Below are 24,189 nucleotides of genomic sequence, written 5' to 3' on the forward strand. Positions count from 1 at the left end.
GGGCACCATATCTAGCGAAGTGCGTTGACTGGTTCCATGCGAGCGGCGCGCAGGGCCGGGTAGAGGCCCGCGAGCAGCCCGACGACGGCACCGGCGGCAGGCGCCATGAGGGCCAGCCGTACGTCCATGACCGGCGTCCACTGCTTGACGGCGCAGACCGCGACGATCACGACGATCCCTCCGGAAGCGCCGATGACGCCACCGGTCAGGCCGGTGAGGGTGGACTCCAGCAGGAACTGCGCGGCGACGTGGCGGCGCGCGGCGCCGAGGGCGCGGCGCAGGCCGATCTCGGCGACGCGCTCCATCACGGTCACCAGCGTGACGTTGGCGATGCCGACCGCGCCGACCACCAGGGAGACCAGCCCGAGGATCAGGAAGAGGGCGTCGACGTCGCCTTCCACCGCATCGCGGGCCCTGGTGGGGCTGGGCGGCGAGCCGACCTGGAGGAGGGCCTCGTTGCCGGGGCTGAGCGCGGCCGGGGCCTGCCTGGCGATCAGTTCCGCGGCGCCGAGGCCGGTGTTGATCAGGACCCGGGTCACGGTGCTCAGGCCGTAGCGCCTGCCGACGGACGGTGGCAACATGACCGCGCTCGCGAGGCTCTTCTCGCGTCGCAGGTCGCCGAGGACGCCGATGACGGTGTACGCCTGCGTGCCGATGAAGACGGCCGGAGCCCGGCTCAGCCGGGTGATGCCCAGCAACTCGGCCGCGTGCCGGCCCAGCACGACGACCTTGTCCCCGCGGGCGATGTGCCCGGCGTCGAAGTAGCGGCCCTCGATCATCCTGCCTTTGACCGCGGCGGGCAGGTCAGGGCTGCTGGCGACCACGGTCAGGGTCTGGTCGGTGACCCGGGTGGGGTCCACGATGTCGTTGGAGCGGACGCTGAGGTTGGCGCTCTGCTTCGACTCGGCGAGGGCGGCGGCGGAGACCACCCCGCGCAGCCGGGTCACCCGGCCGATGTCGGCCCAGTCGACCAGCGGGAACGGGTTCTCCGGGACCTCGACCGTGACGGAGGTGGCGGTGAGCTCGTCGAAGCGGCCGACGATCTGGTTGCCCGCCGTCGCGGCGACACCCAGGGTGACCACGAGCGTCGTGATGCCCAGCACGGTGCCCAGCGTCGTCAGCGCCGAGCGCACCGGGCGGGCCAGCAGCCCCGCCACGGCCTCGTTCAGCAGGTCGCGAGGGTGCACGTCTACTCCTCCGTGAGGACGCCGTCGGTGATGCGCACCCGGCGCGCGGCCCGGTCGCTCACGTCGGTCTCGTGAGTGATGACCACGATGGTCATCCCCTGGGCGCGTAGCTCGTCGAACAGGTCGAGCACGGCGTCGGTGTTCCTGCTGTCGAGGTTGCCGGTGGGTTCGTCGCACAGCAGCAGCGACGGTTCGCCCATGAGGGCGCGGGCGATGGCGGCGCGCTGCCGCTCACCGCCGGACAGCCTGCCGGGCAGGAAGTCCACCCGGTGCGACAGCCGTACCCGCTCCAGGGCCCGCAGCGCGCGTTTCCGCCGCCCCGCGCGCGGTGCCGCGCCGTAGACCTCGGCCAGCATGACGTTCTCCAGCACGCTGCGGTGCGGCAACAGGTGGAAGGACTGGAAGACGAAGCCGATCCGGCTGCCGCGGATGGTGGTCCGCGCGCCGTCCTTCAGGGTGGTGGTCTCGATGCCGTCGAGCCGGTAGCTGCCGCTGGTCGGCCGGTCGAGCAGGCCGAGCGTGTTGAGCAGCGTGGACTTCCCGGACCCCGAGGGGCCAACTATGGCGACATAGTCTGATTTTTCAACTCTTAGGGTGACGGCGGAGAGCGCTCTGACGGGAGGGTCGGCGGCGAACTCCTTGGTCAGGCCGTCGAGCAGGATGACCGGCTCAGGCACTGTTGATCACCACCAGGTCGCCCGGCTTGAGCTCTCCGGTCACCTCCACGGCTCCGTCGGCGGACAGGCCGGTGCGTACCTCGACCTCCTTGGTCCGGTCGGGCGCGATCTCCACCTGCACCCGGGCCCGGCCGTCCGCGGCGGTGACGACCGCCGCGGCGGGGACCACGAGCACCTCCCGGTCGGTGGCGCCGATGGTCACGCGAACCGTGACGGGCGCGCCGGCGAGCTTCTTGAGGCCCTTCATCGACCTGGGAGTGATCGTCACCGGCACGGCGCCCTTCGCGTCGCGTCCGCCGAGGGAGGTCACCGTGCCGGGGACGGTCTTGCCGGCCTCGGTCTCGATGCTCGCGTTCAGGCCGGGTTTCACCCGCTCGGCCTCGGCCACGTCCACCGAGCCCGAGACGACGAACGAGGCGCTGGTCACCGTGGCGACCGACTTGTCCACCAGCTCGCCCGCCTTGACAGCCGGCTTGTGCAGGCGGGCGGGCAGCCTGGGCAGGAAGACGACCTCTCCCGGCGGGACGGTGACGCCGTAGGTGCGGGAGAACTCGGCCAGCAGCGCCCGGGCGGCGGCCAGGTCACGCTGGGCGTTGGCCACCTTCAGCTTGACGGGCGAGAGCTGCCTGGCCTGCCTGAGCGCCTGCTCGGCGGTGGCGACCGCCTCGCGCGCCAGCCGGACGTTCTTCCCCAGCTCGGTCAGCCGCGCGGCCCGCGTGATCCCGGCCTCCTTCAGTACGCGCTCCAGCGCCGACCTTGCGGCGGCCAGGTCCGCTCGGGCGTTGGCGACCCGGAGTTCGAGCAGGCGCGTGTCGGCGGGCGGCCCGGCCGTGGCATTCACTGTGGGGCTGGGCCCGAGGCTGGGCGCGGCGGTGGGCGTCGCGGTGGCCTGGGCGAGCTCCTGCTGGGCCGCCAGCAGCTTCTCCTCGGCCGCCCGTACGGCGCTCTCGGCGGCCTCGACCTTGGCCTCGTCCTCGGTGGTGCGGTCCTGCGCCCGCGCGCTCCCGAGCGCCTGTTCGGCCTCCTTGAGATCCTGCCGGGCGCCGGCGAGCTTGAGTTTCCGCGGGAGCACATCCTTGCCCTGGTCAAGGGCCATGCGCTCGGTCGCGAGCACTTCCTGGGCGGTCCGTACGGCCCGGCGCAGGTCGTCGCGCTTCTGCCGGAGCTCCAAGGTGGGCTGCTGCGCCTCATAGCCCTTCTTGGCGTAGAAGCGCGACACCGCGGCGACGGTCGCCCGGTCGAACACGCCGGTCACGGGCGCGCGGTGACCGAGCCTGCGCAGCGCCTTCTGCAACTGCTCGACATCGGCCCCTTTGGCGCCGGAGACGATGCTGCGGTGCATCGGCACCGTGCCGGAGAAGACGAACACCGGGCGCCCGTTCACCTCCATCATCACCGCGCCCTCCGCCAGGGTGCCCCGCCGGGGAGCGCGGGTCGCGCGCTGGGTGGTTTCGCTGCCGCCCACCACCCCGGCCAGCGACACCGGATAAGGCGAGCCGTACTCCAGCGCGCCGCTGACGACGACGGTGGCGACCAGCTTGCGCCGCTCGACCGCGACGGTGACCAGCGACGGTCTGGGCGGCTTGCGCGCCGCCGCCTCGTCGGCCGGGGAGCGCAGCAGGGCGGCCACTCCCCAGCCGGTCCCCGCGACCGCCAGGACCACGGCCAGCACGAGCAGCAGCTTTCCGCGAGGGGTACGCATCACCGCTCTTGGAACCCGTACTTCACCCTGGCCTCGTTGGTGAGCCGCTTCTGCAGGGGGATGAAGGCGGCGTAGAAGTCCTTGCCGCATTCCAGGTCGACCAGCGCCGACTTGATCTCCCTGGCGAGGTACGGCCTGGCGGCCTCCGCCGTGACGGTGCCCGCCTTGCCGAGCCGGTCGGCCTGCTCGCTCCACAGCACCACGCCGCGGCTGCTCAGCGCGACCGGCTTCTCGGAGGTCACCCGCTCGCCCTTGGACTTCAGGCACTCGGCGAACGGCGCGGTGAGCTCCAGCAGCTTGGGGTCGCCGTCGAGAGTCTTGTCGATGTTCTCGATCTCCGTGGCCATCTGGTCCTGGTAGTCGGCGACCGAGGTGGCTTTGAGGCCGTTCACCTGCCGGAGGGCGGTGACCCGGCACTCGTTCAGGATCTTGAGGTAGGCGTCCCGCCTGGCGCCGGAGAGGCCGTCGATCGTCGCCTGGTTGGGGTCCGGGGCCTGTGTCTCCGGCGGCTTCGGATAGACGACGGCGGAGAAGACGCCGAAGCCGTTCTTGCCGCGCTCGGCCTTCATCGCCGCGTAGTCAGCGGGGTTCGCCGCGGACTTCCTGGGCGGGCTGACCGAGGGGGTGTAGGTGAAACCCTTCTGCTTCATGCAGGTGGCGATGACGGTCTCGCGCTCGCGGGCCTTGTCCATCGTGGCACCGCCACCGCCACCGCCGTCGGCCGCGGGGGCCGGGTCTCCCCCGCAGCCGGTCAGCACCGCCAGACCGAGCAGGCCACACATCAGCACACGCATCGGGGACTCCTTCCCGGTGACTCACGCCGCCCTTCGCGACGCCGTGGCCACTTTGGAGCCCTCTCCCGGCCGATCTGTATTGACCGCGTATCCGCGCGTGCTCAGCCGTGTATCCGCCGCGTATCAACGCTCCGGTTCGGGGGCGTAGAAGGCGGTGGTGGCGGCGACGGCGGCGGCGACCTCGTCGGGCTCGCCGCCCGCGGCCAGGTGGGCCTCACCCCAGGCCCGGCTGCTCTCGGTGATGTAGCGCCGCCCCTCACTGGACTCGTGGAAGGTGGCCGCGTCGACTCCTGTGTCGCCACCGGTCGACAGGTGCAGGGCCAGGCCCAGCAGCGCCAGATCCCAGCCCACGCCGGTCGCGCCCGGCCCGAACCGCCCCCAGAACTCCGGCGGCACCTCGGCGCTGTGGCGCAGCTCGAACAGGGTGCCGCCGTCCTGGGCGGACAGGTGCACCTCGACCTCGGAGAAGCCGGGGTTCTCGCCGAACAGCCAGCTGACCTTCAGCAGGCTGGGCGGCTCGCAGCGCAGGATCTCCCCGCCCGCGTTGCCCTGGAGCTGGTACGTCCCCCCGACCCGGAGGTCCCCGCTCACCGGCAGGAACCAGCGGGACAGGCGCTCGGCGTCGGTGCAGGCGTCCCAGACGTCCTCGACCTCGGCGTCGTAGTGCCGTCGCAGCACCACGCTCTTGACGTCGCCGTCCTTCACCTCGCGCTGCGCCTTGAGCAGCTCGTCCACGATATCCATCAGGTGTCCTTTTCGTTCATGCGGCGCTCGCGCTTGCCGCGGGCCAGCTCCGTCGCCAGCGCGTCCAGTCGTTGGGTCCAGAAGCCCCGAAATCGCTCCAGCCAGAGATCGACCTCCTGCAGCGGCCCCGGCTCGACGGCGTAGAGCCGCCGGGTGCCCTGGGCTCGTACGCTGGCGAAGCCGTTGTCGCGCAGCACCCGCAGGTGCTGGGAGACGGCCGGCTGGGAGATGCCGAACTCGCGCTGGATGACGCCGGTGAGCTCTCCGGAGCTCTGCTCACCGGCGGCGAGCAGCTCCAGGATCCGCCGCCGGACCGGATCGCCGAGGACGTCGAATGCGTGCACGACCTGATTGTTCAGGATCGGCTTATATAAGTCAAACCTGGGATAAGCCCGCGCTCAGTCGTCCAGGCCGCGGGCGCTCAGGGCCTCGCCGAGCGCATCGGCGTGCCGGAGGGAGCCGACCACCAGCGGCACGGCGAAGGCCCGGAAGCTGCGTTCGACGCCCCTGGCCCGCTGGGCCTCCCGGACGCGGGTGGCCAGCGCGGCCACGACGGGCACGCTGCGTACCGTCAGCGACAGCAGCAACGACAGCCGGAACGGGTCCAGACCCACAAACCTGGCCGGCGACAGGCAGCGCTCCAGCGCCGACATCATGGCCGAGGTGCGGGTGGTGAGGGTGACCAGCCCGGCCAGCGCGACCGCGAGCACCACGCGCAACGTCGTGGACACCGCCCCCGGCAGGTCCACGAGCACCCACTGCATCCCGAACAGCCCCACCGCGAACCACCGCACCGGCCTGACCTGCGCCCACGCCGCCGCCACGCCGACCCCGGACAGCGCATAGAGACCGGCCGCCACGACCGCCGCGCCTGCCAGCGCGAGCGGCGAGCTCAACAGCACCAGCCCCGTGCACGCCAGCGCCAGCCCCGCCAGCTTGGCGCCGGCCGGGAGCCGGTGCAGCGGCGAGGAGCCGGGAACGTAGGCACCGGTGAGGCCGTTCACGACATGATCTTCCGGTAGTGGGTGATGGCCTCGTCGGGGGTGCCGTCGGCGACGACGCGGCCCTGGTCGAGCACCAGTACGCGGTCGAAGTCGGCCAGCAGCGGCAGGTCGTGACTGACCACCAGCACCTGTTGCGGCAGCTCGCGCAGCAGGTCGGCGACCTGGCGGGAGTGGCGCAGGTCCAGCAGTGTGGTCGGCTCGTCCATGACGAGGATGTCCGGTTCGAGCACCATGACGGAGCACAGGGCGAGCAGCTGCTTCTGGCCTCCCGACAGGTGGTGGGCGGGGTGGTCGGCGTGCCCGGCCAGGCCGTACCGGCTGAGCACGTCGTGCACGCGCCGCTCGACCTCCTCGCGCGCCAGGCCCTTGCGGCGCAGGGAGAAGGCCACGTCCTCGGCCACGGTGGGCATCACGATCTGCGCGTCCGGGTCGGTGAACAGGAACCCGACGCCCCGCCTGATCTTGGCGGCGTGGCGGCGGGTGTCGAGGCCGAGCACGGTGACGCTGCCCGAGGTGGGCAGGGCCAGGCCGTTGATCAGGCGGGCGAAGGTGCTCTTGCCCGAGCCGTTGGCGCCGACCACGCCGATCCGCCGCTCGGGCAGAGCGGCGGTGACGCCGTTGAGGACGTCGCGGGCGCCGAGGCGTACGCGCACGTCGGCGAACTCGATCACGCCCGCGCTCCGTCCCGGCCGGTGCCGACCACCTCGAACAGGGCGGCCACGCCGAGCCCGCCACCCACCGCGGCCGTCGCCAGGCCCAGCGTCCCCGGCGGGGCTCCCCCGCGCACGAGGCGGCCGAACAGCCGGGTCACCACGACCGCGCCGGTGGCGCCCCAGGGATGCCCCAGGGCCAGCGCACCGCCGTCGGCGCACACCCGATCGTCGTCCAGGGCGTCGATCCCGAGCGCGTCGGTGACGGCCAGCACCTGCGCCGCGAACGCCTCCACGATCTCCACCGCCGCGATCTGTTCCAACTCCACCCCCGCACGCGCCAGCACCCGCCGCACCGCCGGCACCGGACCCCACCCGGGCAGCTCGGGATCGCACCCGACGACGGACCCGGCCACCAGCCGCATCCCCGGCAGGCCCGCGCGCAGCCGCTCGGGCACGATGGCCACGGCCGCAGCGCCGTCGCTGACCGGGGAGGAATTACCGGCCGTCACTGTACCGTCCGCCACGAAGGCCGCGGGCAACCGGGCCAGCGACGCCGCACGCAGCGGCCGGGGCCGCTGGTCGTCGCGGCGCCCGCCGATCGGGACGATCTCCTCCTTGAACCGGCCCGCCTCGCGGGCGGCCAGCGCCCTGGCATGGCTGCGGCAGGCGTAGGCGTCCTGGCGCGCCCGGCTGACGCCGCGCGCCGCCGCCAGTGCCTCGGCGGCCGGCCCCATGTCGGGGTCGGGGTGACCGTGCGGGGCGAAGGGCGCCCTGGGGTACGGCTCCGTGGCACCCCGATGGGTACGCAGCGGCGCGGTCGAGGCGCTCTCCACCCCTCCCGCGATCACCAGATCCATCTCCCCCGCCCGGACGGCCTGCCCGGCCACCAGGATCGCGGCCAGCCCGCTGCCGCACTGCCGGTCCACCGTCAGGCCGGGCACCTCGTGCCCCAGGCCCGCCGCCAGGGCCGACACCCTGGCCACGTTCCCGCCGGGCCCCATGCAGTTGCCCAGCACCACGTCGTCCACCCGCCGCCCGGCCAGCTCGCGCGCCACGGCGGCGATCACGGGCGCGGCCAGCCGATCGACCGTCACGCCTTTGAACGCGTGCCCGGCCGTCCCGATGGGAGTGCGCCGGGCCGCCACGACGACGGGCTCGTCCCCGAGGGTCCGGGGCGCGGCTTCGTGGCGCGGATCGGAGTCGCGCATGTCAGATCAGCCGCCGGATGTCGGGGTCGCCGCCCGCCAGCCGGGCCGCGACCAGGGCTCGGGCTGGCTTGCCCGTCTGGGTGCGGGGCAGGCTCGGCACCGCGTACCAGCGGCGTGGCCGTTGCGCCTCGTCCAGGCCGCCCCTGGCCGTCGCCTCCAGCAGCGCGCGCGGCGGCGGCGTGGCGCACTCGGCCTCGATGACCGCCGTGACCACCGCACCCAGCGACGGATGCGGCGAGCCGATCACGACGATGTCCCCCACACCGGGCACCTTCCTGAGCACCTCCTCGACGTCCTCGGGCACGACGGTGGCGCCCCCGGTCTGGATCGCGCCGTCACCCCGGCCGCGTACCCGCAGCACCTCTCCTACCCGGTACGGCTCCGCCACGTCGCCCACGCTCGCCCAACCGTCAGCGTCCCGGCGCAACGGGCCCGCCGCGTCGCCCAGATATCCGTCGGCCAGCCACGGCGAACGCGCCCACACCTCGCCGAGCCCGCCCTGGGGCCTGACCTCGATCTCCACGCCCGGAAAAGGGCGCAGCCCGCCCCCGTCGGCGTCCACCGCCACGAACGACAGCTCCGTCGCCCCGTAATAGGACACGACCCGGACCCCCGCCCGGGCGGCCGCCGCCCGCGTGCCGGGGTCGAGGGCCGCGCCGCCGACGACGGCCACGCGCAGCGCCCCCGGGTGCTCCAGCACGTCGGGCAGCCGGTGCGGCACCAGGTGCACGACCGTGGCCCTGGCCAGCAGGCCGGGCAGCGTGCGGGAGGGCCGGCGGCCGGGAAGGAGGGCCGTCGCCCCGGTGGCCAGGGTGTGGACGGCGGCGAAGGCGTACAGGCTGGAGACGAGGGGGCCCGGGATCAGCACGACGTCGTCCGGGCCGATCCCGGCCAGCTCGCCGAGGTGCGGGAACGACTCCGTCCACGACGCGCGGGTGCGCACGATCGCGCGCGGCCGGCCGGTGCTGCCCGAGCTGAAGCACGCCCACGCCCGGTCCCCGGGCTCCGGGTCGTGCCGCACCGCCGGACCCGCCACCCCCGGCAGCGGCGTGTCCACGAGGAAACCGGGCCCGGCCGCGGCGGCGACGCTCGACCACCGCTCCCGGTCCCAGGCGGGGTCGCCCACCAGCGGCGTCGCGCCCGCCAGGTCGGCCGCGAGCACGGCGGTGAGCAGCTCGACCGGGTCCGCCAGCCCGATCGAGACCAGCGCGCCCGGGCCGATCCCGCGGCCGAGCAGGTGGCGGGCGGCGTCGTGGATCCGTTCGGCCAGCTGGGCGTAGGTGAGCTCGACGAAGGGGCCGCACACCGCCGGGTGCGAAGGGCGTTCGGCGGCGTGCCGCATCACGTGTTGTGCAACGGGCATCGAGCGGTCAACGCCCCCCGCCGGAGCGCAGCCGTTCGCGGTGCACGGCCGGGACCGCGTCCGGGTAGGCCCGCTGCGTGCCCCTGGCCACGGCGGACGCCAGCACCACCTTGATCAGGTCTCCGGGCAGGAAGACGAGGCTGGACACCGCCGTCGCGCCCAGGGACACCCCGGTGACCAGCGACTGGACGGGGATGCCGAACAGGTAGACCACCCCGATCCCGCCCACCAGGCACGCCACCATCAGCGGGAAGATCCCCGGGTTGCGGCCCGCGCGCTCGACGAGCCAGCCGGTCACCGCCGCGCCCGGGATCCAGCCGATCAGGTATCCGGCCGACGGCATGGCGAACACGCCGAGCCCGCCCCGCCCGCCCGCCAGCAGCGGCAGGCCGACGGCGACCAGCACGAGCAGCACCACCACGGCCAGCGCGGCCCGCCACGTGCCGAGGATCGCCCCCGCCAGCATCACGCCGAGGGTCTGGAGCGTGATCGGGACCGCGTTGCCGAACAGGTTGAACGAGCCGGGCACGCCCAGCACCGCGATCAGAGCCGCGAACACGGCCACCCGCGCCAGGTCGCCCGTGGGGAACCCGCGCCGCTTCGATGCATCCATCATGGGGACGATCCCACACCAGAACCGCACCCTTCAGGCATGGAGAGATCCCACAACTTTCCGGGTGTTCCTCTGCGAACGATCGATACCTTCTCCACAAACTGCGGTCAGGCCGCCAGGCGGAGGGCCCGGGCCACGTCGGAGGCGGACGAGGAGGTCTCCGTCGAGGAGTAGCCGCCACGCAGGGAGGCGTCCAGGTCCTTCAGGCCGTTGCCGCTGAGCGTGATCACGATCCGCAGGCCCGGCTCCAGCAGGCCCCGCTCGTGCCGGTCGAGCAGGCCCGCGACGCCGGCCGCCGAGGCGGGCTCGGCGAAGACGCCGTCGCGGCGGGCCAGCAGCCGGTACGCGGCGAAGATCTGCTCGTCGGTCACCGCCTCGATCAGCCCGCCGGACTCGTCGCGGGCGGCCACGGCGCCGTCCCAGGTGGCCGGGTTGCCCACGCTGATCGCGCTGGCCGCCGTCTGCGGAGCCGCCACGGGAGCTCCATGGACGAGCGGGGCCGCTCCGGCCGCCTGGAAGCCCCACATGCGCGGCAGCCGCCCGGCCAGGCCTGCGCCGTGGTAGTTGCGGTAGCCGCCCCAGGTGGCGGTGATGTTGCCGCCGTTGCCGACCGGCAGGCAGTGCACGTCGGGCGCCTCGCCGAGGGCGTCCACGATCTCGTAGGCGACCGTGCGCTGCCCGGCCAGGCGCAGCTCGTTGCCGACCGAGTTGACCAGCGCGATCGGGTGGTGGGCGGCCAGCTCGCGGGCCACCCGCAGGCAGTCGTCGAAGTTGCCGTCGATCTCGACGATCTCGGCTCCGTAGCGTACGGCCTGGCTCAGCTTGCCGAGCGCGATCCGTCCCTTGGGGACCAGCACGGCGGCCGTCACCCCGGCGCGGGCGGCGTAGGCGGCGGCCGAGGCGCTGGTGTTGCCGGTGGAGGCGCAGATGACGGCCTGGGCCCCGGCCTCGGCGGCCTTGCTGATCGCCACCGTCATCCCGCGGTCCTTGAACGAGCCCGTCGGGTTGGCCCCCTCGACCTTCAGCCAGACCTCGCAGCCGGTGAGCTCCGACAGGTGCGCGGAGCGCAGGAGCGGGGTGTTGCCCTCGTTGAGCGAGACGGAGGGGGTGTCGGCGGTGACCGGCAGCCAGCGCCGGTAGTCGCTGTCGATCAGGCCATGCCAGGTTCTCATGCCCGCACCGTAACATTCGTTTCGCGAACCTGGGTAGCCGGTGTTGATGTAACATTTGTCATTGTGGAGAACGATCCGGTGGCCGACCGCCTCAGCGCCGTCTATCCCGAGCTGCCGCCCGGGGAGCGGGCGATCGTGCGGGTGCTGCTCGACGACTATCCGTTCGCGGCGCTGGGCTCGCTGCGGGCGCTGGCCGAGCGCGCCGGGGTGAGCCCGCCGACGGCGTCGCGGCTGTTCGACCGGCTGGGGTACGGCGGGTTCGCCGACTTCCAGGCCGCGGTGCGTGACGGGGCGCGGGGGCGGTCGCGGCTGCTGGAGTTCGTCTCGCGCGCACCCGACTCCCCCGCCGCCAGTCCCGAGCTGCGACAGGCCGCCGAGGACCTGCGCGCCGGGCTGGACGGCACGCTCGCCGCCGCCACGGACCCGCTCCTCGACGCGTCCGCGGCCCTGCTCGCGGAGGCCAGGACGGTGTGGGCGCTGGGCGGGCCGTTGAGCGAGCTGGCCGCCGAATACCTGATCCGCCAGCTGGCCAGCCTGCGGCCCGGCGCGCACCGGGTGCCCGACTCCGTGCAAGCCCGGGCGCGTACCGTGCTGGATCTGAAGGGGTCCGACGTGGTGGTGGCGTACGACTTCCGGCGCTACTCCTCCGGCACCGCCCGCTTCGTCAAAGCCGCGCGCGCCCGGGGAGCGCGGCTGGTGCTCGTCACCGACGCGTGGGAGTCGCCGCTGGCCGCCGAGGCGGAGGTGCTGATCAGGCTGCCGCGCGAGGCCGCCGGGCCGATCGCGCCGCTCGCCCACGAGATCGCCGTCACCGAGCTGCTGCTCGTCGCCACGGCCGCCCGCCTGGCCCCCACCGAGCGGCTGGCCGACCTCGACGCGCTCACCCGGACGCTGTGAGCTTCTTGTAGAAGAAGCTGCAGTCCTGGAGCGTGCCGTCCGGGGATCCGGCGTAGTCGGGGACGACGCCGTAGCGGGTCCAGCCGCCCGTGCGGTAGACGTGCTCGGCGGTGCTGCCCGTCTCGGTGTCCAGGAGCAGCAGGTCCGCCCCGGCGTCGAGGGCGGCCTGCTCGGCGGCCTCCAGCAGAGCGCGCGACAGGCCCCGGCCGCGGGCTTCGCGGTGGACCATCAGCTTGACGATCTCGGCGCGGTGGCGGGCGTTCGGCTTGGTCGCCAGGGCAAGGCTGACAGTGCCAGTGACGGGGCCGGTGACGGCGCTCCCGTCGCGGCACACCCACACCAGGAGGCTGCCGTCGGCCACCGCCGGAGCCTGAGACCGCCACCAGGCGGCGGCCTCCTCGTGGCCGAACGGCGCGAGAAAGCCCACGGACGCGCCGCCGTCCATGGCGTCGACCAGCAGGCCGGCCAGCTCCTTGACGTCGGCGTCGAAGTCGTCGGCGGTCAGACGCTGGATGGCGGGCATGGGATTCCTCCGGGGTCTTTCGAGCCAAGGGTCATGGGAGGACGATCAGGACGGCGTACCGGACCGGGTCGGGGCCAGGGCAGCGGAAGCGGGACGGCCCCCACAGGCGGAAGCGCAGGCAGTCGCCCGCCTCCACGGTGTGCGTGTGACCGTTGGCGGTGATCTCCACCGCCCCCTCCAGCACCCAGATGTGCTGCTCCAGCCCGGGCACCGGCGACGCGTCGTACGAGATGTCCGCCCCCGGCCGCAGCCTGCCCTCCACGACCTCGCCCCGCATCCCGGGGTGGGGCGGAGACACCGAACGCCGGACGAACCCGGACTCCTCATCCCGGAACACCGCCTGCGCCCCCGCCCGTACGAGCTGCGGCGGCTCGGCCTCCACCTCGGCCAGCAGCCGCGACATCGTACGCCCGTAGACGGCGCACAGCCTGCCCAGCAGCGCGGCGGTCGGGCTGATCTCGCCCCGCTCCAGCCGCGACAGCGTCGAGCGGCTGATCCCCGAGTGGCTCGCCAGCTCCTCCAGCGACCAGCCGCGCTCGACGCGCAGCTCCGCGAGCCGCCCGGCGAGCCGGACCTCGACCTCCTCCATCCGTCTCATATAAGAGAACATATCCCATATGTGGGATCAGCGGCGACGCCGCACCTTGATGTCACGCATGTCGGTCACCGCGAGCTGCAGGATCTCGTACGGATGCCCGTGCACCTCCAGCGCCTCCATCGCCCCCAGCGCCGCCTCGTCCTCGCCGTCGTCGGGCCCGGCGGGCACCTGGCAGCGGAAGGTAAAGGCCGTGACGCCCGCGTCATGGGTGAAGGTCCCGGCCTCGGTGTACGCCGCGCCGCTCGCGGCCAGCACGGCGGCCCGCCCGGCGTCGTCCAGCCCCTTGAACTTGCCCCTGATCGTCACCCTGAACACGGTCATCCCTTTCGTACGGCATAGGCCAGGACACGCTCGCCCAGCAGCCCTTCTGCGACATCCATCAGCTCCAGCACGGCGGCGGCGATGGCATCGGGCGACTCGCCCGCGACCGTCCGCCGGCCGATCTCGGCGTAGACCAGCGCGTGCAGGCACCCGATGTGCCAGGCCGCCACGCGCGGCAGCGGATCACCCTCGGCCGCCCCGGTCTCCTCGGCCAGCACGACGGCCAGCTCGTCGGTCATCCGGCGGCCGAGGTCGTCCAGCCGGGCGGCCAGCGTGGGCGCGGCCCGCATCATCTCCAGCACCCGCCCGAACCCCTCCGTCAGCCCCACCTGGCGCTCGCGCCCGCGGACCTCCGCACGCAGCCGCGCCAGCACCGCCCCGGCCGCCGACTGACCGGGCGGGCGCTCCCGCACGATGTCGGCCAGCCGGTGCGGCGAGGCCTCCTCCGGCGGCAGGACGAGGTCCTCCTTGGCCGGGAAGTAGTTGTAGACGGTGTTCACCGACACCTCGGCGGCCGCCGCGACCTCGGCGATCGTGACGTGCTCGAAGCCGCGCTCCACGAACAGGCCGATGGCCACGCCGATGATGCGCTGCCGGGTCTGCCGCTTCTTCCGCTCCCGGAGCCCCTCCACCATGCCTGGAGTCTACTCCAAATTTGGAGTCCATTGCAGTTTTCTGAGCCGGATGGACAGCGCCGAGCGCGACATGATCACATTGGGCTCGCTCACTCGCCTAAGTGTTCGGAGCGGACCCATGGTCAAGCGCAATATCCTCCGGTCTTTAGCCCTTGCGGCCCTCTTCCTGAGCGTGACCGCTCCGGGCGCCGCGGCCGACGACAAGCCCGCCGACCCGACAGCTCCGGGACCGGTCTACAAGACGGTCACCGATCGGAGCGGCCTGCTCTCGCTCCAGACCTTCGGCCGTCCCGACGGCAAGGACATGGTCTTCCGGATCTCCGGCAGCGTGTACGCCAACATCGAGGGCAACAGCCTGGACCCGGCGATGCGGCACGGGCAGAAACTGTTCAACATCGAGGGCTACAACATCAGGCGGTTGTACCGGGTGCCGGACACGACGCAGCTCTACCAGCTCTCCCGTGAGATCGTCTTCTACACCGACCCCGCCGACCCCACGCGGGTCCTGCGGGAATGGAAGAACCCGATCGACCAGAAGACCTATCCGGTCATCCCCATCAACAACGACGCGGTGAACTTCGGCCCGTTCAACATCACCTCCGCCTACGTGGGCCCGCCGGTGCGCCAGTTGCATGATGAGAACGTGTGGACCAGTGACATCCCCGTACGCTCCGACTTCGGCACCGCGCTCGGCGAGCGGTTCGGCCTGGTGGGCGGCGTGTACGCGGCCCAGGAGATGTTCGACTTCTCCGTGGACGAGCGCGAGGCGGCCGCCAGGACCGTTCCGGGCACCGTCCCCTCCGGGGCCATGGAGACGAAGATCAGCTGGGCGCGGACGAGCCCGTGGGCGCCGTTCATGTGCCTGGCCGAGAGCGACGTACGCGGCCAGCTCACCTACCACGCCCGCAGCTGGTCCCTGAGCTCCTACGCCGAGATCGAGCCGTGGCTGCGCGCCGAGGTCGAGGCGAACCACCCGCTCTTCACGGCCGCTCCCACCGCGCCCGGCACCAGCGAGAACTCCTGGAGCTCCTTCTACAACAAGCAGCTCGGCAAGGGCGCCACCACCTGGTCCGGCTGGTGCGCGGCCAACGGGCGCTCGTGACCGCCTGCACGGCTCTGGCGCTCCAGATGGAGACCAGGGCCGTCAACGCCGCCGCCGACCCGAGGGCCGCCATCCGCGCCGCCATCGAGCGGATCGGCGAGCAGGTCGGCGGCAGCAAGGCCTGGCTCGGCCGCGATCTGCGCCTGGTGGTGCTGCCCGAGTACGTGCTGACCGGCTTCCCGATGCGCGAGAGCTTCGCCGAGTGGCGCGACAAGGCCGCGCTCGACCCCGGCGGCCCGGAGTACGGGGCGCTGGCCAAGATTGCCGCCCGGCACGAGGTCTACCTGTGCGTGAACGCCTATGAGCGCGACGAGCACTTCCCCGAGCTGTACTTCCAGGCGTCGGTGATCCTCTCTCCGCAGGGTGCGCCGGTCCTGCGCTACCGCAGGCTGCACTCGATGTTCACGCCGAGCCCGTACGACGTGTGGGAGCGCTACCTGGAGGTCTACGGCATCGACGGGGTGCTGCCGGTGGCCCGCACCGAGATCGGCAACCTGGCGGTGCTGGCCTCGGAGGAGATCCTCATGCCCGAGCTGGCCCGCGCGCTGGCCCTGCGCGGCGCCGAGATCTTCTGCCACCCCACCTCCGAGGCCTCCTCACCGGCGCTGACCCCGAAGGCGATCGCCCGCCGCGCCAGGGCCGCCGAGAACCTGGCCTACGTGGTCTCGGCCAACAGCGGCGGCCTGAGAGACATCCCGATTCCCGGCGACTCCACCAACGGCGGCTCGGAGGTCCTCGACCACCAGGGACGCGTGCTCGCCCAGGCGGGCCCGGGCGAGTCGCTGGTGGCCGCCGCCGAGCTGGACGTGGGCGCGCTGCGCCGGCTGCGGCGGCGGCCCGGCATGGGCAACCTGCTGAGCAGGGTGAAGACGGGGCTGTGGGCCGAGGAGTACGCCAGGCACGACGGCGAGCGGCCCGGCGGGCTGTCGCAGGGCGCGCGCGATCGGGCCTGGTTCGCCGCCCGGCAGATCGAGGCGATCGAGCGCCTGTACGGCCCGGGCGACCGCTAGGCGACAGCGCTCACGCGTTCCGTCTGATCGACCGGAGGGGGGCCGAGAAGCGGGAGCCGCAGGACGAAGCTGGCGCCGCGCGGCGCATCCTCGACCTTGAGCGTCCCGCCGTGGCTCTGGGCGATGTCGCGGGAGATGGCCAGGCCAAGCCCGCTGCCGCCGGCGTCGCGGTGGCGGGCGTCGTCGAGGCGGGTGAACCGCTCGAAGACCCGCTCGCGGTCGGCGGGCGCGATGCCGGCGCCGTCGTCCCTCACCGTCACCACGGCCTCGCCGTCCGAGGCTGCCACGAAGACGTCCACGGCGCTGCCGGCGTGCCGGATCGCGTTGCTCACCAGGTTGGCGAGCAGCCGGGCGAGCTGGATGTGGGACCCGCGGACCCAGACGTCCGAGGCCGCGTGGACGCGTACGGGCACGCGGCCCGCGCGCGGCGCCTCCTGGCTCACCAGCCGCCCGAGGTCGATGAGCTCGGGCGGCGCCGGGTCGCCGGCCCCGAGCCGCGCGAGCGCCAGCAGGTCGCCGACGATGGCGTCGAGCCGGTCGGTGACCGACAGGGCCGAGCGGATGGTCCTGTGCGGATCGATCTCGCCCGGGTGGAGCAGCGCCTCCTCCAGTTGCGCCCGCAGGCCGGCGATCGGGTTCCTGAGCTCGTGCGACGTGCTGGAGGCGAACCTGCGCTGCTGCGCCACCGCCTCGTCGAGCCGGTCCAGGGTCTGGTTGGCGGTACGGACGAGCATGGCGACCTCGTCGTCGCCCGGCGGCACGGGGATGCTCAGGCTGAGGTCGCTGACGGTGATCTCGGCCAGGCGCACGCGGATCGCCTCGACCGGCCGCAGCGTGCGGCCCACCGTTCTCCAGGAGGTCCAGGAGACGATCGCGAGGAGGACGAGGGCCGCCGCCGTGAGCGCGTACTCCAGGTTGTGGCCGCGCACCAGGGCCGGCTCCCGGCGCTCCGCCAGCAGGACCTGGGCGCCGGCCGCCGTGGTGATCCGGATGGCCACCAGGAGGCGGCACCCATCGCTCCGCCGCTGGACGCGATCGTCGACGGGCGGTCGCAGCGTGCTCAGCGCCGAGCGCGCGAGGGCGGAGTGGCTGGCGGCGAGGACCCGGCCGCGCGCGTCGACCAGCTGAATGAGAGCCAGGTCGCCCGAGGTGGGTATCACCTTGGGGATCGTGCCGGCGCGGGCCGCCGCACTCCACCGGCTGGCGACCTGTTCGACCCGGTTGAAGGCGTCGTCCTGGATGCGGTAGCGGATGGCCAGCGAGGAGGTGACGCCCACCACGGCCAGCGCGACCAGGGCGAGCAGCGACGCGGCCACGGTGCAGCGCGCTCGGATGGACCGGGGGCGAGGAATCACGGTCATCGTTTCCTTTCCGTCACTGCGACGGTAAGGCGGGACGATGCTGAGGAGGGTGGGCGCGTGACACCCAGGAAATTCGCATACCTGGATGAATGCCGACGGATGCGGCGGTGCCGTCTCAGCCTGGTAGTGACACGCCCACCCTGGCACTCAAATCCCGACATATCGTACTTAAATGGACAGCACTAAGTTGTTGGGGGAGTTCCTGCGCGCACGGAGAGAGGTCATGACTCCCGCGCAGGCGGGGCTCCTCGACGTGGGCCCGCGCCGGACCCCGGGGTTGCGGCGGGAGGAGGTGGCAATGCTGGCCCACGTCAGCACGGATTACTACATCCGCCTCGAACAGGGCAGGGAGCGCCACCCGTCCGAGCGCGTGCTCGGAGCCCTTGCCCAGGTGTTCGGGCTGACTCTCGAGGCCACGGCCCACATGCACGCACTGGCCCATCCCATGCTCCAGCCCCGGCGGTCGCCGGCCCGGCGGGTCAGCCCTGCGCTGCGCACGCTGATCGGCGGGTGGCCCGTCACGCCCGCGCTGATCTGCGACGACCTCATGAACATCCTCGCCGCGAACTCCCTCGCCGACGCCCTGTACGGCGGGTTCGAGGACCGCGACAACCTGCTCCGCATGATCTTCCTGGATCCCGCGGCCCGCGAGTTCTATCCCGAGTGGGAGAAGTCGGCCCGTTCCAAGGTCGCCCACCTGCGCCTCGTCGCCGGGTCGCAGCTCGACGACCCCCGCCTGACCGAGCTCGTGGGAGAGTTGTCCGTCAAGAGCTCCGACTTCCGGAGGCTGTGGGCCCGCCATGATGTCTCGCCCAAGGTGGCCGAGGTCAAGCGCATGTGCCACCGGGAGGTCGGGGAGCTGGAGCTGACCTGCGAGGTCTTCTCGGTGAACGGCTCCGACGGCCTACAGCTCATCACTTTGCTCGCCCAGCCGGGCAGCCCTTCGGAGCAGGCGCTGAAACTGCTGGGCAGCCTCGCTGCGCCCGTCCGTGGCTGAGATCGCTCTTCAACGGCTGTCGTCCCCGGGCGGGCGGGCCGCGGCGCACGGGCTGTCCTCCCCGCGCTCTACCGGCTGCGCCACGCCGTGGAATGCGGCATCAACCTGCTCGAAGGCAACCGCGGCGTGGCAACCCGTTACGACGATCTCACCGTACGCTACGAAGCCGTCGTCATCATCGCCGCGATCAACCAGTGGCTCAACGCCTTATGAAACACGGTCCCGGGTCGGGTGGCCCGGAGGAATCTCACCTCCGGGCCACCCGACCTAGAGCGGGGTGCTTCGTCGGGCTTACGGGTGATCGGGCCCCTGGGTGTTCCAGGACCGGACGCGGCGGTGGGCTCTCCCGCAGAACACCTCCGACACGCTGGTGCCGCCGACCACGGGTCCGTCCTCGGTGGGTTCGGCGATGAACCTGCAGCGGACGTGCACCTGGTGCCAGTGCGTCCACGTGCCGGGCGGGCAGATCGAGCGGGCCCCCTGCAGCTCGCCGACGTTGATGTCCAGCACGTAGCAAGGCTCATGGTGCCGGCCTCCACCGGCGCCAGCGCGAACATTGTGAGTCCCAGGACCGGCGCGGAGAGGCCGGCCAGGAATGCCTTTCGGCCGAATTTGTGCTTCACGCGTACTCCTTCCCGTGGCCCGGCGTCCATGGCGGCGGAGGTGAGCATCTCGGCGAGTCCGCGACGTGCACGCATGGTGGTCTCCTGTGTTCGGGCGTGTTCTCGTGGCGCACGACAGCGAAACCCACCCCGGCGGGTGTCCAACAGGAACTCGGCCAGACTCGGCCGGGCTCGGACACGCCGAGCAATCACCCGTACACTGTCTGTCGCAGCAGGCGAGGCCGAACGGCCCGGTCAGGAGAGGACAGGGTCTGGGAACGATGAGCGAGGCCCCTCAAGACGACCAAGATCCTCGGCCCGAGGGCGGGCCGGAGTCGGTGACGTCTCACGAGGACCTGGTGAAACTGCTGGCCGAGCAGTTCGCGCGGGCCGACGTGTCGCTTCGGGAGCTCCAGACACGGGCGGACAGGGCGGGCGGAACGCGGCTGCCACGCTCTACCTGCGCCGACATGCTGGCCGGTCGGCGCTTCCCCAAGAAGGCGGTGATGGTGGCGTTCCTCCGGGGCTGCCGCGTCCCCGACCATCAGCTCCCGGCATGGGAACGGGCGTGGGAGCGGGTGCGTGTCCATCAGCTGCCCCCCGGGTCCACGGAGATCGCCGCCCAGGCCATGACCGCACCGGGCACCACGGGGACGACCCGTGCCGCCGGCCGGCGTCGGCGCCGAGCCGCCCTGCTCACAGCGGTGACCGTGCTGACAGCCGCGGTGATCCTGAGCGTCGTCATCGCCCAGCGGGCGACGCCGCAACGCGGCGCCTCCGAGGAGGTGCCCGACCACATCGTCAATCCCGCCCACATCGTCAGCGACGACGGTCGTGCGTTCCCCCGCGGAGGGTGGAGCCGGTTCACCGTGACCGTCGACCCGGCCAATACGGGCGTACGGCTGATCCGCCGGCTGGATGCGGGCGTCGGTCTGCAACATGCCACCATCACCGTCAACGGGACCCCGGCCGCGGAATGGCGACCGCTGCTCGAGGACGGCATCTACAAGTGGCGGAACCAGATCGTCGCCCTCCCGCCGAGTCTGACGACGGGGCGACGCTCACTCACCATCGTCAACACGTGCGTGTCCACCTCGGGCTTCAACGAGTTTCTCTACACCGTGCAGCACCAGGTCAACGGTGTCTGGTCGACTGCCGACACGGTCGACATCGGCCGCCGCCACACCGCGAGCGAAGCCGCGCACGACTACCGCGTCGTCGGGGAAGACTGGGCCGAGACGCAGACCTTCACCTATCCGCCGCGCAAGGAGGCCTGGAGCGTCCAGTGAGCCGCCTGTCCCGCGCGCCGCAGTCGGCGTCGGGCACCCCGGCGAGCAGCCGCCGGAGCCTGGACACGTATCCCTGAACGGCGTTGCGCGCCGAGGCCGGAGGCTCCTGCTCCCACACCGCCTTCATCAACCGCTCGAGCGGGACCGTCCGGCCCGCGCGGAGCAGCAGCATCGCCGGCACCGAGCGCTGTTACGGGGGGGCAGGGCCGACGAGCGTGTCACCCGCCCAGAGCCCGACCGGCCCCAGCAGGCGGAACTCCATGCCGTCCGGCTGATGCGTCTTCGGGGACCGGCTGTGAGGCGCCGTTCTGTCCTCGCCCGCCGCACGGCCCATGGTGATCATTATATTTCATCAGGCTGCGCGGTAGCCGGGCTGAAGTGCAGTCATGCGTCCGATACCCCGGCGGGGCCGCACGTCCGCATGATGGCCCGGGGAACCGGACAACCTTGAGGAAACCGATGGGCATTCAACTCCGGCGTGCGTGGGATCGCCTCGCGGTCCGCGACCCCGGGCTCATGCGTTCGACGACCGCGCTCGCGGCCGTCGCGGGCATCGCGCTCGCCCTGGCGGTCCTGGCCTTCCTGGACATGCCCGCCCCGTTCCTCGTCGCCGGCTGCTTCGCCCCCTTCACCGCTGCGCTGGCCATCGGCGACGGCTCCGCGCGGGATCAGGTCTTCGTGGTCGCCGCGGCCGTTCCCCTGGTGTTCGCCGTGCTGCCCGCGGGCGGTGCGCGGCGCCCTTTCCCGTGATGGCCGAGGGCTTCTTCGTTGTGCTGATCTTCTGGGCGGTGTACATCCGCCGGTACGGGCCGCCGAGCGCCGGTGGGGCGGCGACCGCACCTCCTCCGCGGCGCACCGCGAACTGTTTCACCTGGAACGCCTGGACGAGGCGACGACCGAGCTCGCGGGGGCTCTTGGCGGAGCCCGCGTCGGGTGCCCGGCACGTTAGCCGGTCGTGCGGGTCCCCGTCTCCAGCACGTCGCGTAGCTGCGAGCGGGCGGTGACGCCCAGCTTGGGAAAGGTGCGGTAGAGGTGGGAGCCGACGGTGCGCGGCGACAGGAAGAGGCGTTCGCCGATCTCCCGGTTGGTCAGCCCGCGGGCGGCGAGCCGGACGATCTGCTGCTGTTGCGGGGAGAGCCCGGCGAAGGCGTCGGGGTCCGGGGTGTCGACGTCCAGACCGGCCGCCCGCAGCTCGGCCTGCGCGCGTTCCGTCCACGGGCGTGCGCCGAGGCGGCGGAAGATGTCGTACGCGGTGCTGAGGTACGGCCGCGCCTCGGCGATCCGGCGTCGGCGGCGCAGCCATTCGGCGTACTCCAGCAGCGTCTGCGCGCGCTCGAAGGGCCAGCTTTCCAGCGCCGGGTCGGCCAGGGCGGCCAGGAAGTCGGGCTCGGCGTGGCCGGGCTCGGCGAGCAGCGCGCGGCTGCGGTGGACCAGGGCCCGCAGCCGGGGCGAGCCTCCGCGCGCGAGAGCGCGGGCCGAGCGCTCGACGATCTCGACGGCATCGGCGTGGTGCCCGCCGCGCGCGGCAGACGCGGCGAGCTCCGGCAGCGCCGGGTAGGAGGCGTGGTAGTGGACGGGGTCGCCGTCGGCGTCGAACACCATCCGCGCGTGCTCATAGGCCGCCTCGTGATCGCCCTCGGCCAGGGCGGCGACGGCCAGGGCGCGGCGCGCGTAGATGGCGACCGACCGGCTCTCCAACGGGTTCACCAGGCGCAGCGCCTCCTCGGCGAGTGCGCGGGCACCCGCGGCGTTTCCGTGGGAGGCCTGGACCATCGCGTCGATGGCGCGCGCGCACGCGACGGCGTGGGCGAGCCCGGCCGCGACGGACAGCTCGGCGAGTTCCGCGCACACCGTCCGGGCCTGTTCCCAGTGGCCGTACTCGAAGTAGGCGAGCGCGACGACGCCGCCCAGCCCGTCGGGTAGCGGTCCTGCGGCGCGCCACGACTGTACGGCCTCCTCGAACGTACGGACGGCCAGCGGCAGCTCATCCAGCACCCAGGCCGCGACGGCGAGTGCGGTCCGCCGTTCCGGGCGGTCCCCGGCCGCGGCGATCAGGTCCGGCAGCCGGGGCACGAGCTCACGCCCGCCGCCGAACGGGTCCGACACGATCCGCACCCAGTCCCGCAGCGGTCCGGCGGGCAGGCGGGGCAGGATCCGGTCGATCTCCCGCCGTTGGGACTCCTCGCCGGAGTAGAAGCGCAGCACGGCGGCGGTGGCGAGCGCGTCCAGCGCGGTGTCCGGACGCGTGGCGGCCAGGTCGTCGGCGATCGCGGCCAGGCCGGCGAAAGCGGTGGCGTGCTGCCTGGTCAGCGCGGCCAGCCGGCCGACGTGCAGGGAGGCCACGGCGATCACGGCCGGGTCGTCGGTACGGTCGCGGGCCCGATCGGCCAGTTCCCGCACCCAGGACAGGTCTCCGGTGAAGACGGCCAGGCCGGCCGCGTCCGCGAGCAGCCGGGCACCGTCGTCGCGTCCGGGACGCAGCTCCGCCGCGCGGGCCAGCGCCTTGGCCGCCGCCGCGTAGCCACCTCGCCGACGCGCCCTACCGGCCGTGTGCTCCAGGGCCGCCGACACGTCGGCGTCCGGGTGGAGGGTCGCGGCAGCGAGATGCCAGGCACGACGGTCCGGTTCGTCGCGCAGGGCGTCGGCCAGCGCGCGGTGGGCCGCCACCCGGGCGTCGAACGGCGCGGCGTGGTAGACCGCGGAGCGGATCAGCGGGTGGCGGAACCGGGGGTGCCGGCCCGCCCGGCGGATCAGCCCGGACTCTTCGACCGCGGGCCAGGCTTTGTCGTCGGCGTCGGGCAGCAGTGCCAGGACGGCGTCCGGGGGGTCCTCCACATCGGCGGCGGCCAGCAGCAGCAGGGCGCGCCGGCCGGCTTCCGGCAGCTCTGTCAGCCGGGCGGCGTAGATGTCCTCCAGGCGCTCGCCGACCGGCGGCGGACCGTGATCGTCGCGGTCGGGACGAGCGTGTTCGGCCAGCTCGAGCAGGGCCAGCGGATTCCCCGCGGCCTGGTCGAGGACGCGTTTCCTGATCCTTCCCGTCAGGCCGGGCGAGTGCAGGTCGAGCAGCCGCCGGGACGCCACGTCGTCGAGCGGGCCCAGCGTGAGCGTCGGGAAATCCCGGTCGAGGCCGGGATCGCCGTCGCGTGCGGCGACCAGCACGGCAATCGGGTCGGCGTCCAGCCGCCGGGCGGCGAAGGCGAGGACGGCGGCGGAGGCGGAGTCGATCCACTGGGCGTCGTCGAGCACGACCAGGAGGGGCGCCCGCTCGGCCACCTGGGACAGGAGGGTCAGGACCGCGACGCCTGTCAGCAGGGGGTCGGGGGCGTCGGGCACGAAGCCGAAAGCCCCCAGCAGTGCCAGGCGCTGCCTGTCCGGCAGGTCGGCCGCCTCGTGCAGCACCGGCCGCAGGAGCTGGTGGAGTCCCGCGAAGGCCAGGTCTCTCTCGGATCCGTGGCCGGTCGCGCGCAGCACCCGGTGGCCTGCCGCCTCGGCGCGGCGGACCGCTTCCTCCAGCAGGGTGCTCTTGCCCGTCCCCTCGGCTCCGGACAGGAGCAGGACGCGTCCGCCGCCGGACCCGTCGGCCACGAGGGCGGAGAGCCGCGCGATCTCGGCGTCCCGCCCGATAATCGGGTCGCGCGGCACCCGCTCGTCCATGGGCCTCCCTCCGGAAAATGCCTGTGCCCGTCGGCCGTGACGCAGCGTCGTCGCAGGTCCGTACCGCTTCCTTTGCACCGTAG

Annotated in this window: 27 protein-coding genes; 7 read left to right on the forward strand and 20 right to left on the reverse strand. The window is 72.9% G+C overall.

The annotated features are described in order from the left end of the window. Window positions 1-11: 11 nt before the first annotated feature. The 12 genes from ABZX61_RS19985 to thrC all read right to left on the reverse strand — a co-directional run bounded on the left by ABZX61_RS19985 (window position 12) and on the right by thrC (window position 11,117). Complete coding sequence (locus ABZX61_RS19985; RefSeq protein ID WP_355196432.1) at window positions 12-1,187, reverse strand: ABC transporter permease; 1,176 nt, start codon at window positions 1,185-1,187, stop codon at window positions 12-14. A gap of 2 nt (window positions 1,188-1,189) precedes the next feature. Further along, window positions 1,190-1,864, reverse strand: a complete 675-nt coding sequence (locus tag ABZX61_RS19990) for an ABC transporter ATP-binding protein (RefSeq protein WP_355196434.1) — start codon at window positions 1,862-1,864, stop codon at window positions 1,190-1,192. Beyond that, complete coding sequence (locus tag ABZX61_RS19995; RefSeq protein WP_355196436.1) at window positions 1,857-3,566, reverse strand: peptidoglycan-binding protein; 1,710 nt, start codon at window positions 3,564-3,566, stop codon at window positions 1,857-1,859. Before ABZX61_RS19995 ends, ABZX61_RS19990 begins: the two co-directional genes overlap by 8 nt. Continuing rightward, on the reverse strand, window positions 3,566-4,360 hold the full coding sequence (locus ABZX61_RS20000; RefSeq protein ID WP_355196438.1) for a hypothetical protein: 795 nt from the start codon (window positions 4,358-4,360) through the stop codon (window positions 3,566-3,568). Before ABZX61_RS20000 ends, ABZX61_RS19995 begins: the two co-directional genes overlap by 1 nt. A 123-nt stretch (window positions 4,361-4,483) precedes the next feature. Then, entirely contained in the window at window positions 4,484-5,104 is a 621-nt protein-coding gene (locus ABZX61_RS20005; protein ID WP_355196440.1) for an SRPBCC family protein, read from the reverse strand. After that, window positions 5,104-5,448: a metalloregulator ArsR/SmtB family transcription factor gene (locus ABZX61_RS20010; protein WP_192784068.1), complete on the reverse strand. Its 345-nt coding sequence runs from the start codon at window positions 5,446-5,448 to the stop codon at window positions 5,104-5,106. The genes ABZX61_RS20005 and ABZX61_RS20010 overlap by 1 nt, the downstream gene beginning before the upstream one ends. 54 nt (window positions 5,449-5,502) lie before the next feature. Beyond that, complete coding sequence (locus ABZX61_RS20015; RefSeq protein ID WP_355196443.1) at window positions 5,503-6,108, reverse strand: energy-coupling factor transporter transmembrane protein EcfT; 606 nt, start codon at window positions 6,106-6,108, stop codon at window positions 5,503-5,505. Further along, window positions 6,105-6,779 (reverse strand): ABC transporter ATP-binding protein, encoded by a 675-nt coding sequence (locus ABZX61_RS20020; RefSeq protein ID WP_355196445.1) that lies wholly within the window; start codon window positions 6,777-6,779, stop codon window positions 6,105-6,107. The genes ABZX61_RS20015 and ABZX61_RS20020 overlap by 4 nt, the downstream gene beginning before the upstream one ends. Next, window positions 6,776-7,969 carry a thiolase family protein gene (locus tag ABZX61_RS20025; RefSeq protein ID WP_355196447.1) on the reverse strand — a complete coding sequence of 398 codons (1,194 nt, stop codon included), beginning with the start codon at window positions 7,967-7,969 and terminating at the stop codon, window positions 6,776-6,778. The genes ABZX61_RS20020 and ABZX61_RS20025 overlap by 4 nt, the downstream gene beginning before the upstream one ends. A gap of 1 nt (window position 7,970) precedes the next feature. Further along, the gene (locus ABZX61_RS20030) at window positions 7,971-9,332 is read right to left on the reverse strand and encodes an AMP-binding protein (protein ID WP_355196449.1); all 1,362 of its coding nucleotides are present in this window, start codon (window positions 9,330-9,332) and stop codon (window positions 7,971-7,973) included. Between the two features lie 7 nt (window positions 9,333-9,339). Beyond that, on the reverse strand, window positions 9,340-9,948 hold the full coding sequence (locus ABZX61_RS20035) for a biotin transporter BioY (RefSeq protein ID WP_355196451.1): 609 nt from the start codon (window positions 9,946-9,948) through the stop codon (window positions 9,340-9,342). A gap of 104 nt (window positions 9,949-10,052) precedes the next feature. Continuing rightward, complete coding sequence (thrC, locus tag ABZX61_RS20040) at window positions 10,053-11,117, reverse strand: threonine synthase (protein WP_355196453.1); 1,065 nt, start codon at window positions 11,115-11,117, stop codon at window positions 10,053-10,055. A gap of 63 nt (window positions 11,118-11,180) precedes the next feature. Between thrC and ABZX61_RS20045 the strand changes: the two genes are divergently transcribed. Further along, window positions 11,181-12,014 (forward strand): MurR/RpiR family transcriptional regulator, encoded by an 834-nt coding sequence (locus tag ABZX61_RS20045; RefSeq protein WP_355196455.1) that lies wholly within the window; start codon window positions 11,181-11,183, stop codon window positions 12,012-12,014. On the opposite strand, the gene ABZX61_RS20050 is transcribed toward ABZX61_RS20045, so the two are convergent. The 4 genes from ABZX61_RS20050 to ABZX61_RS20065 are packed head-to-tail and all read right to left on the reverse strand — an operon-like array spanning window position 11,998 to window position 14,091. Continuing rightward, window positions 11,998-12,537 carry a GNAT family N-acetyltransferase gene (locus ABZX61_RS20050; RefSeq protein ID WP_355196457.1) on the reverse strand — a complete coding sequence of 180 codons (540 nt, stop codon included), beginning with the start codon at window positions 12,535-12,537 and terminating at the stop codon, window positions 11,998-12,000. The two genes, ABZX61_RS20045 and ABZX61_RS20050, sit on opposite strands and share 17 nt — an antisense overlap. A gap of 31 nt (window positions 12,538-12,568) precedes the next feature. Beyond that, window positions 12,569-13,135: an XRE family transcriptional regulator gene (locus ABZX61_RS20055; RefSeq protein WP_355196459.1), complete on the reverse strand. Its 567-nt coding sequence runs from the start codon at window positions 13,133-13,135 to the stop codon at window positions 12,569-12,571. A gap of 27 nt (window positions 13,136-13,162) precedes the next feature. Continuing rightward, window positions 13,163-13,450 carry a DUF6204 family protein gene (locus ABZX61_RS20060; protein WP_355196461.1) on the reverse strand — a complete coding sequence of 96 codons (288 nt, stop codon included), beginning with the start codon at window positions 13,448-13,450 and terminating at the stop codon, window positions 13,163-13,165. Window positions 13,451-13,452: 2 nt separating this feature from the next. Next, window positions 13,453-14,091: a TetR/AcrR family transcriptional regulator gene (locus ABZX61_RS20065; RefSeq protein WP_350730572.1), complete on the reverse strand. Its 639-nt coding sequence runs from the start codon at window positions 14,089-14,091 to the stop codon at window positions 13,453-13,455. 118 nt (window positions 14,092-14,209) lie between these two features. Between ABZX61_RS20065 and ABZX61_RS20070 the strand changes: the two genes are divergently transcribed. Together ABZX61_RS20070 and ABZX61_RS20075 are read left to right on the forward strand one after the other, a co-directional pair. Beyond that, window positions 14,210-15,193 (forward strand): DUF1838 family protein, encoded by a 984-nt coding sequence (locus tag ABZX61_RS20070; RefSeq protein WP_355196464.1) that lies wholly within the window; start codon window positions 14,210-14,212, stop codon window positions 15,191-15,193. Next, window positions 15,169-16,203: a nitrilase-related carbon-nitrogen hydrolase gene (locus ABZX61_RS20075; protein ID WP_355196466.1), complete on the forward strand. Its 1,035-nt coding sequence runs from the start codon at window positions 15,169-15,171 to the stop codon at window positions 16,201-16,203. Before ABZX61_RS20070 ends, ABZX61_RS20075 begins: the two co-directional genes overlap by 25 nt. Here the strand turns inward: ABZX61_RS20075 and ABZX61_RS20080 are convergent. Next, window positions 16,200-17,564, reverse strand: a complete 1,365-nt coding sequence (locus ABZX61_RS20080) for a HAMP domain-containing sensor histidine kinase (RefSeq protein ID WP_355196468.1) — start codon at window positions 17,562-17,564, stop codon at window positions 16,200-16,202. The two genes, ABZX61_RS20075 and ABZX61_RS20080, sit on opposite strands and share 4 nt — an antisense overlap. 172 nt (window positions 17,565-17,736) lie before the next feature. Between ABZX61_RS20080 and ABZX61_RS20085 the strand changes: the two genes are divergently transcribed. Both ABZX61_RS20085 and ABZX61_RS20090 read left to right on the forward strand, forming a co-directional pair. After that, window positions 17,737-18,561 (forward strand): helix-turn-helix transcriptional regulator, encoded by an 825-nt coding sequence (locus ABZX61_RS20085; protein WP_355196470.1) that lies wholly within the window; start codon window positions 17,737-17,739, stop codon window positions 18,559-18,561. Window positions 18,562-18,648: 87 nt separating this feature from the next. Beyond that, the gene (locus tag ABZX61_RS20090) at window positions 18,649-18,774 is read left to right on the forward strand and encodes a hypothetical protein (protein WP_355196472.1); all 126 of its coding nucleotides are present in this window, start codon (window positions 18,649-18,651) and stop codon (window positions 18,772-18,774) included. Window positions 18,775-18,852: 78 nt separating this feature from the next. Here the strand turns inward: ABZX61_RS20090 and ABZX61_RS20095 are convergent, their stop codons facing one another. Then, entirely contained in the window at window positions 18,853-19,071 is a 219-nt protein-coding gene (locus ABZX61_RS20095; RefSeq protein WP_355196474.1) for a hypothetical protein, read from the reverse strand. Between the two features lie 430 nt (window positions 19,072-19,501). On the opposite strand from ABZX61_RS20095, the gene ABZX61_RS20100 reads away from it, so the two are divergent. Next, complete coding sequence (locus tag ABZX61_RS20100; protein WP_355196476.1) at window positions 19,502-20,452, forward strand: hypothetical protein; 951 nt, start codon at window positions 19,502-19,504, stop codon at window positions 20,450-20,452. On the opposite strand, the gene ABZX61_RS20105 is transcribed toward ABZX61_RS20100, so the two are convergent. Then, a complete protein-coding gene (locus tag ABZX61_RS20105) occupies window positions 20,412-20,624 on the reverse strand; it encodes a helix-turn-helix domain-containing protein (RefSeq protein ID WP_355197066.1) in 213 nt (70 codons plus the stop codon). The genes ABZX61_RS20100 and ABZX61_RS20105 overlap by 41 nt on opposite strands. 287 nt (window positions 20,625-20,911) lie before the next feature. On the opposite strand from ABZX61_RS20105, the gene ABZX61_RS20110 reads away from it, so the two are divergent. After that, a complete protein-coding gene (locus ABZX61_RS20110; protein WP_355196478.1) occupies window positions 20,912-21,202 on the forward strand; it encodes a hypothetical protein in 291 nt (96 codons plus the stop codon). A gap of 195 nt (window positions 21,203-21,397) precedes the next feature. Here the strand turns inward: ABZX61_RS20110 and ABZX61_RS20115 are convergent, their stop codons facing one another. Continuing rightward, window positions 21,398-24,106 carry an AAA family ATPase gene (locus tag ABZX61_RS20115; RefSeq protein ID WP_355196480.1) on the reverse strand — a complete coding sequence of 903 codons (2,709 nt, stop codon included), beginning with the start codon at window positions 24,104-24,106 and terminating at the stop codon, window positions 21,398-21,400. Window positions 24,107-24,189 lie beyond the last annotated feature (83 nt).

It is taken from the genome of Nonomuraea sp. NPDC003709 (assembly GCF_040610775.1).
GTDB classification, from domain to species: Bacteria; Actinomycetota; Actinomycetes; order Streptosporangiales; family Streptosporangiaceae; genus Nonomuraea; species Nonomuraea angiospora_A.

Coding starts and splice junctions, on each gene's coding strand:
- ABZX61_RS20055 (WP_355196459.1), bottom strand. CDS start 13,135: ATGAGACGGATGGAGGAGGTCGAGGTCCGGCTCGCCGGGCGGCTCGCG.
- ABZX61_RS20115 (WP_355196480.1), bottom strand. CDS start 24,106: ATGGACGAGCGGGTGCCGCGCGACCCGATTATCGGGCGGGACGCCGAG.
- ABZX61_RS20105 (WP_355197066.1), bottom strand. CDS start 20,624: ATGCTGCTGCTCCGCGCGGGCCGGACGGTCCCGCTCGAGCGGTTGATG.
- ABZX61_RS20065 (WP_350730572.1), bottom strand. CDS start 14,091: ATGGTGGAGGGGCTCCGGGAGCGGAAGAAGCGGCAGACCCGGCAGCGC.
- ABZX61_RS20035 (WP_355196451.1), bottom strand. CDS start 9,948: ATGATGGATGCATCGAAGCGGCGCGGGTTCCCCACGGGCGACCTGGCG.
- ABZX61_RS20050 (WP_355196457.1), bottom strand. CDS start 12,537: ATGCCCGCCATCCAGCGTCTGACCGCCGACGACTTCGACGCCGACGTC.
- ABZX61_RS20085 (WP_355196470.1), top strand. CDS start 17,737: ATGGACAGCACTAAGTTGTTGGGGGAGTTCCTGCGCGCACGGAGAGAG.
- ABZX61_RS20070 (WP_355196464.1), top strand. CDS start 14,210: ATGGTCAAGCGCAATATCCTCCGGTCTTTAGCCCTTGCGGCCCTCTTC.
- ABZX61_RS20025 (WP_355196447.1), bottom strand. CDS start 7,969: ATGCGCGACTCCGATCCGCGCCACGAAGCCGCGCCCCGGACCCTCGGG.
- ABZX61_RS20000 (WP_355196438.1), bottom strand. CDS start 4,360: ATGCGTGTGCTGATGTGTGGCCTGCTCGGTCTGGCGGTGCTGACCGGC.
- ABZX61_RS20030 (WP_355196449.1), bottom strand. CDS start 9,332: ATGCCCGTTGCACAACACGTGATGCGGCACGCCGCCGAACGCCCTTCG.
- ABZX61_RS20080 (WP_355196468.1), bottom strand. CDS start 17,564: ATGACCGTGATTCCTCGCCCCCGGTCCATCCGAGCGCGCTGCACCGTG.
- ABZX61_RS20110 (WP_355196478.1), top strand. CDS start 20,912: ATGGGCATTCAACTCCGGCGTGCGTGGGATCGCCTCGCGGTCCGCGAC.
- ABZX61_RS20005 (WP_355196440.1), bottom strand. CDS start 5,104: ATGGATATCGTGGACGAGCTGCTCAAGGCGCAGCGCGAGGTGAAGGAC.
- ABZX61_RS19995 (WP_355196436.1), bottom strand. CDS start 3,566: ATGCGTACCCCTCGCGGAAAGCTGCTGCTCGTGCTGGCCGTGGTCCTG.
- thrC (WP_355196453.1), bottom strand. CDS start 11,117: ATGAGAACCTGGCATGGCCTGATCGACAGCGACTACCGGCGCTGGCTG.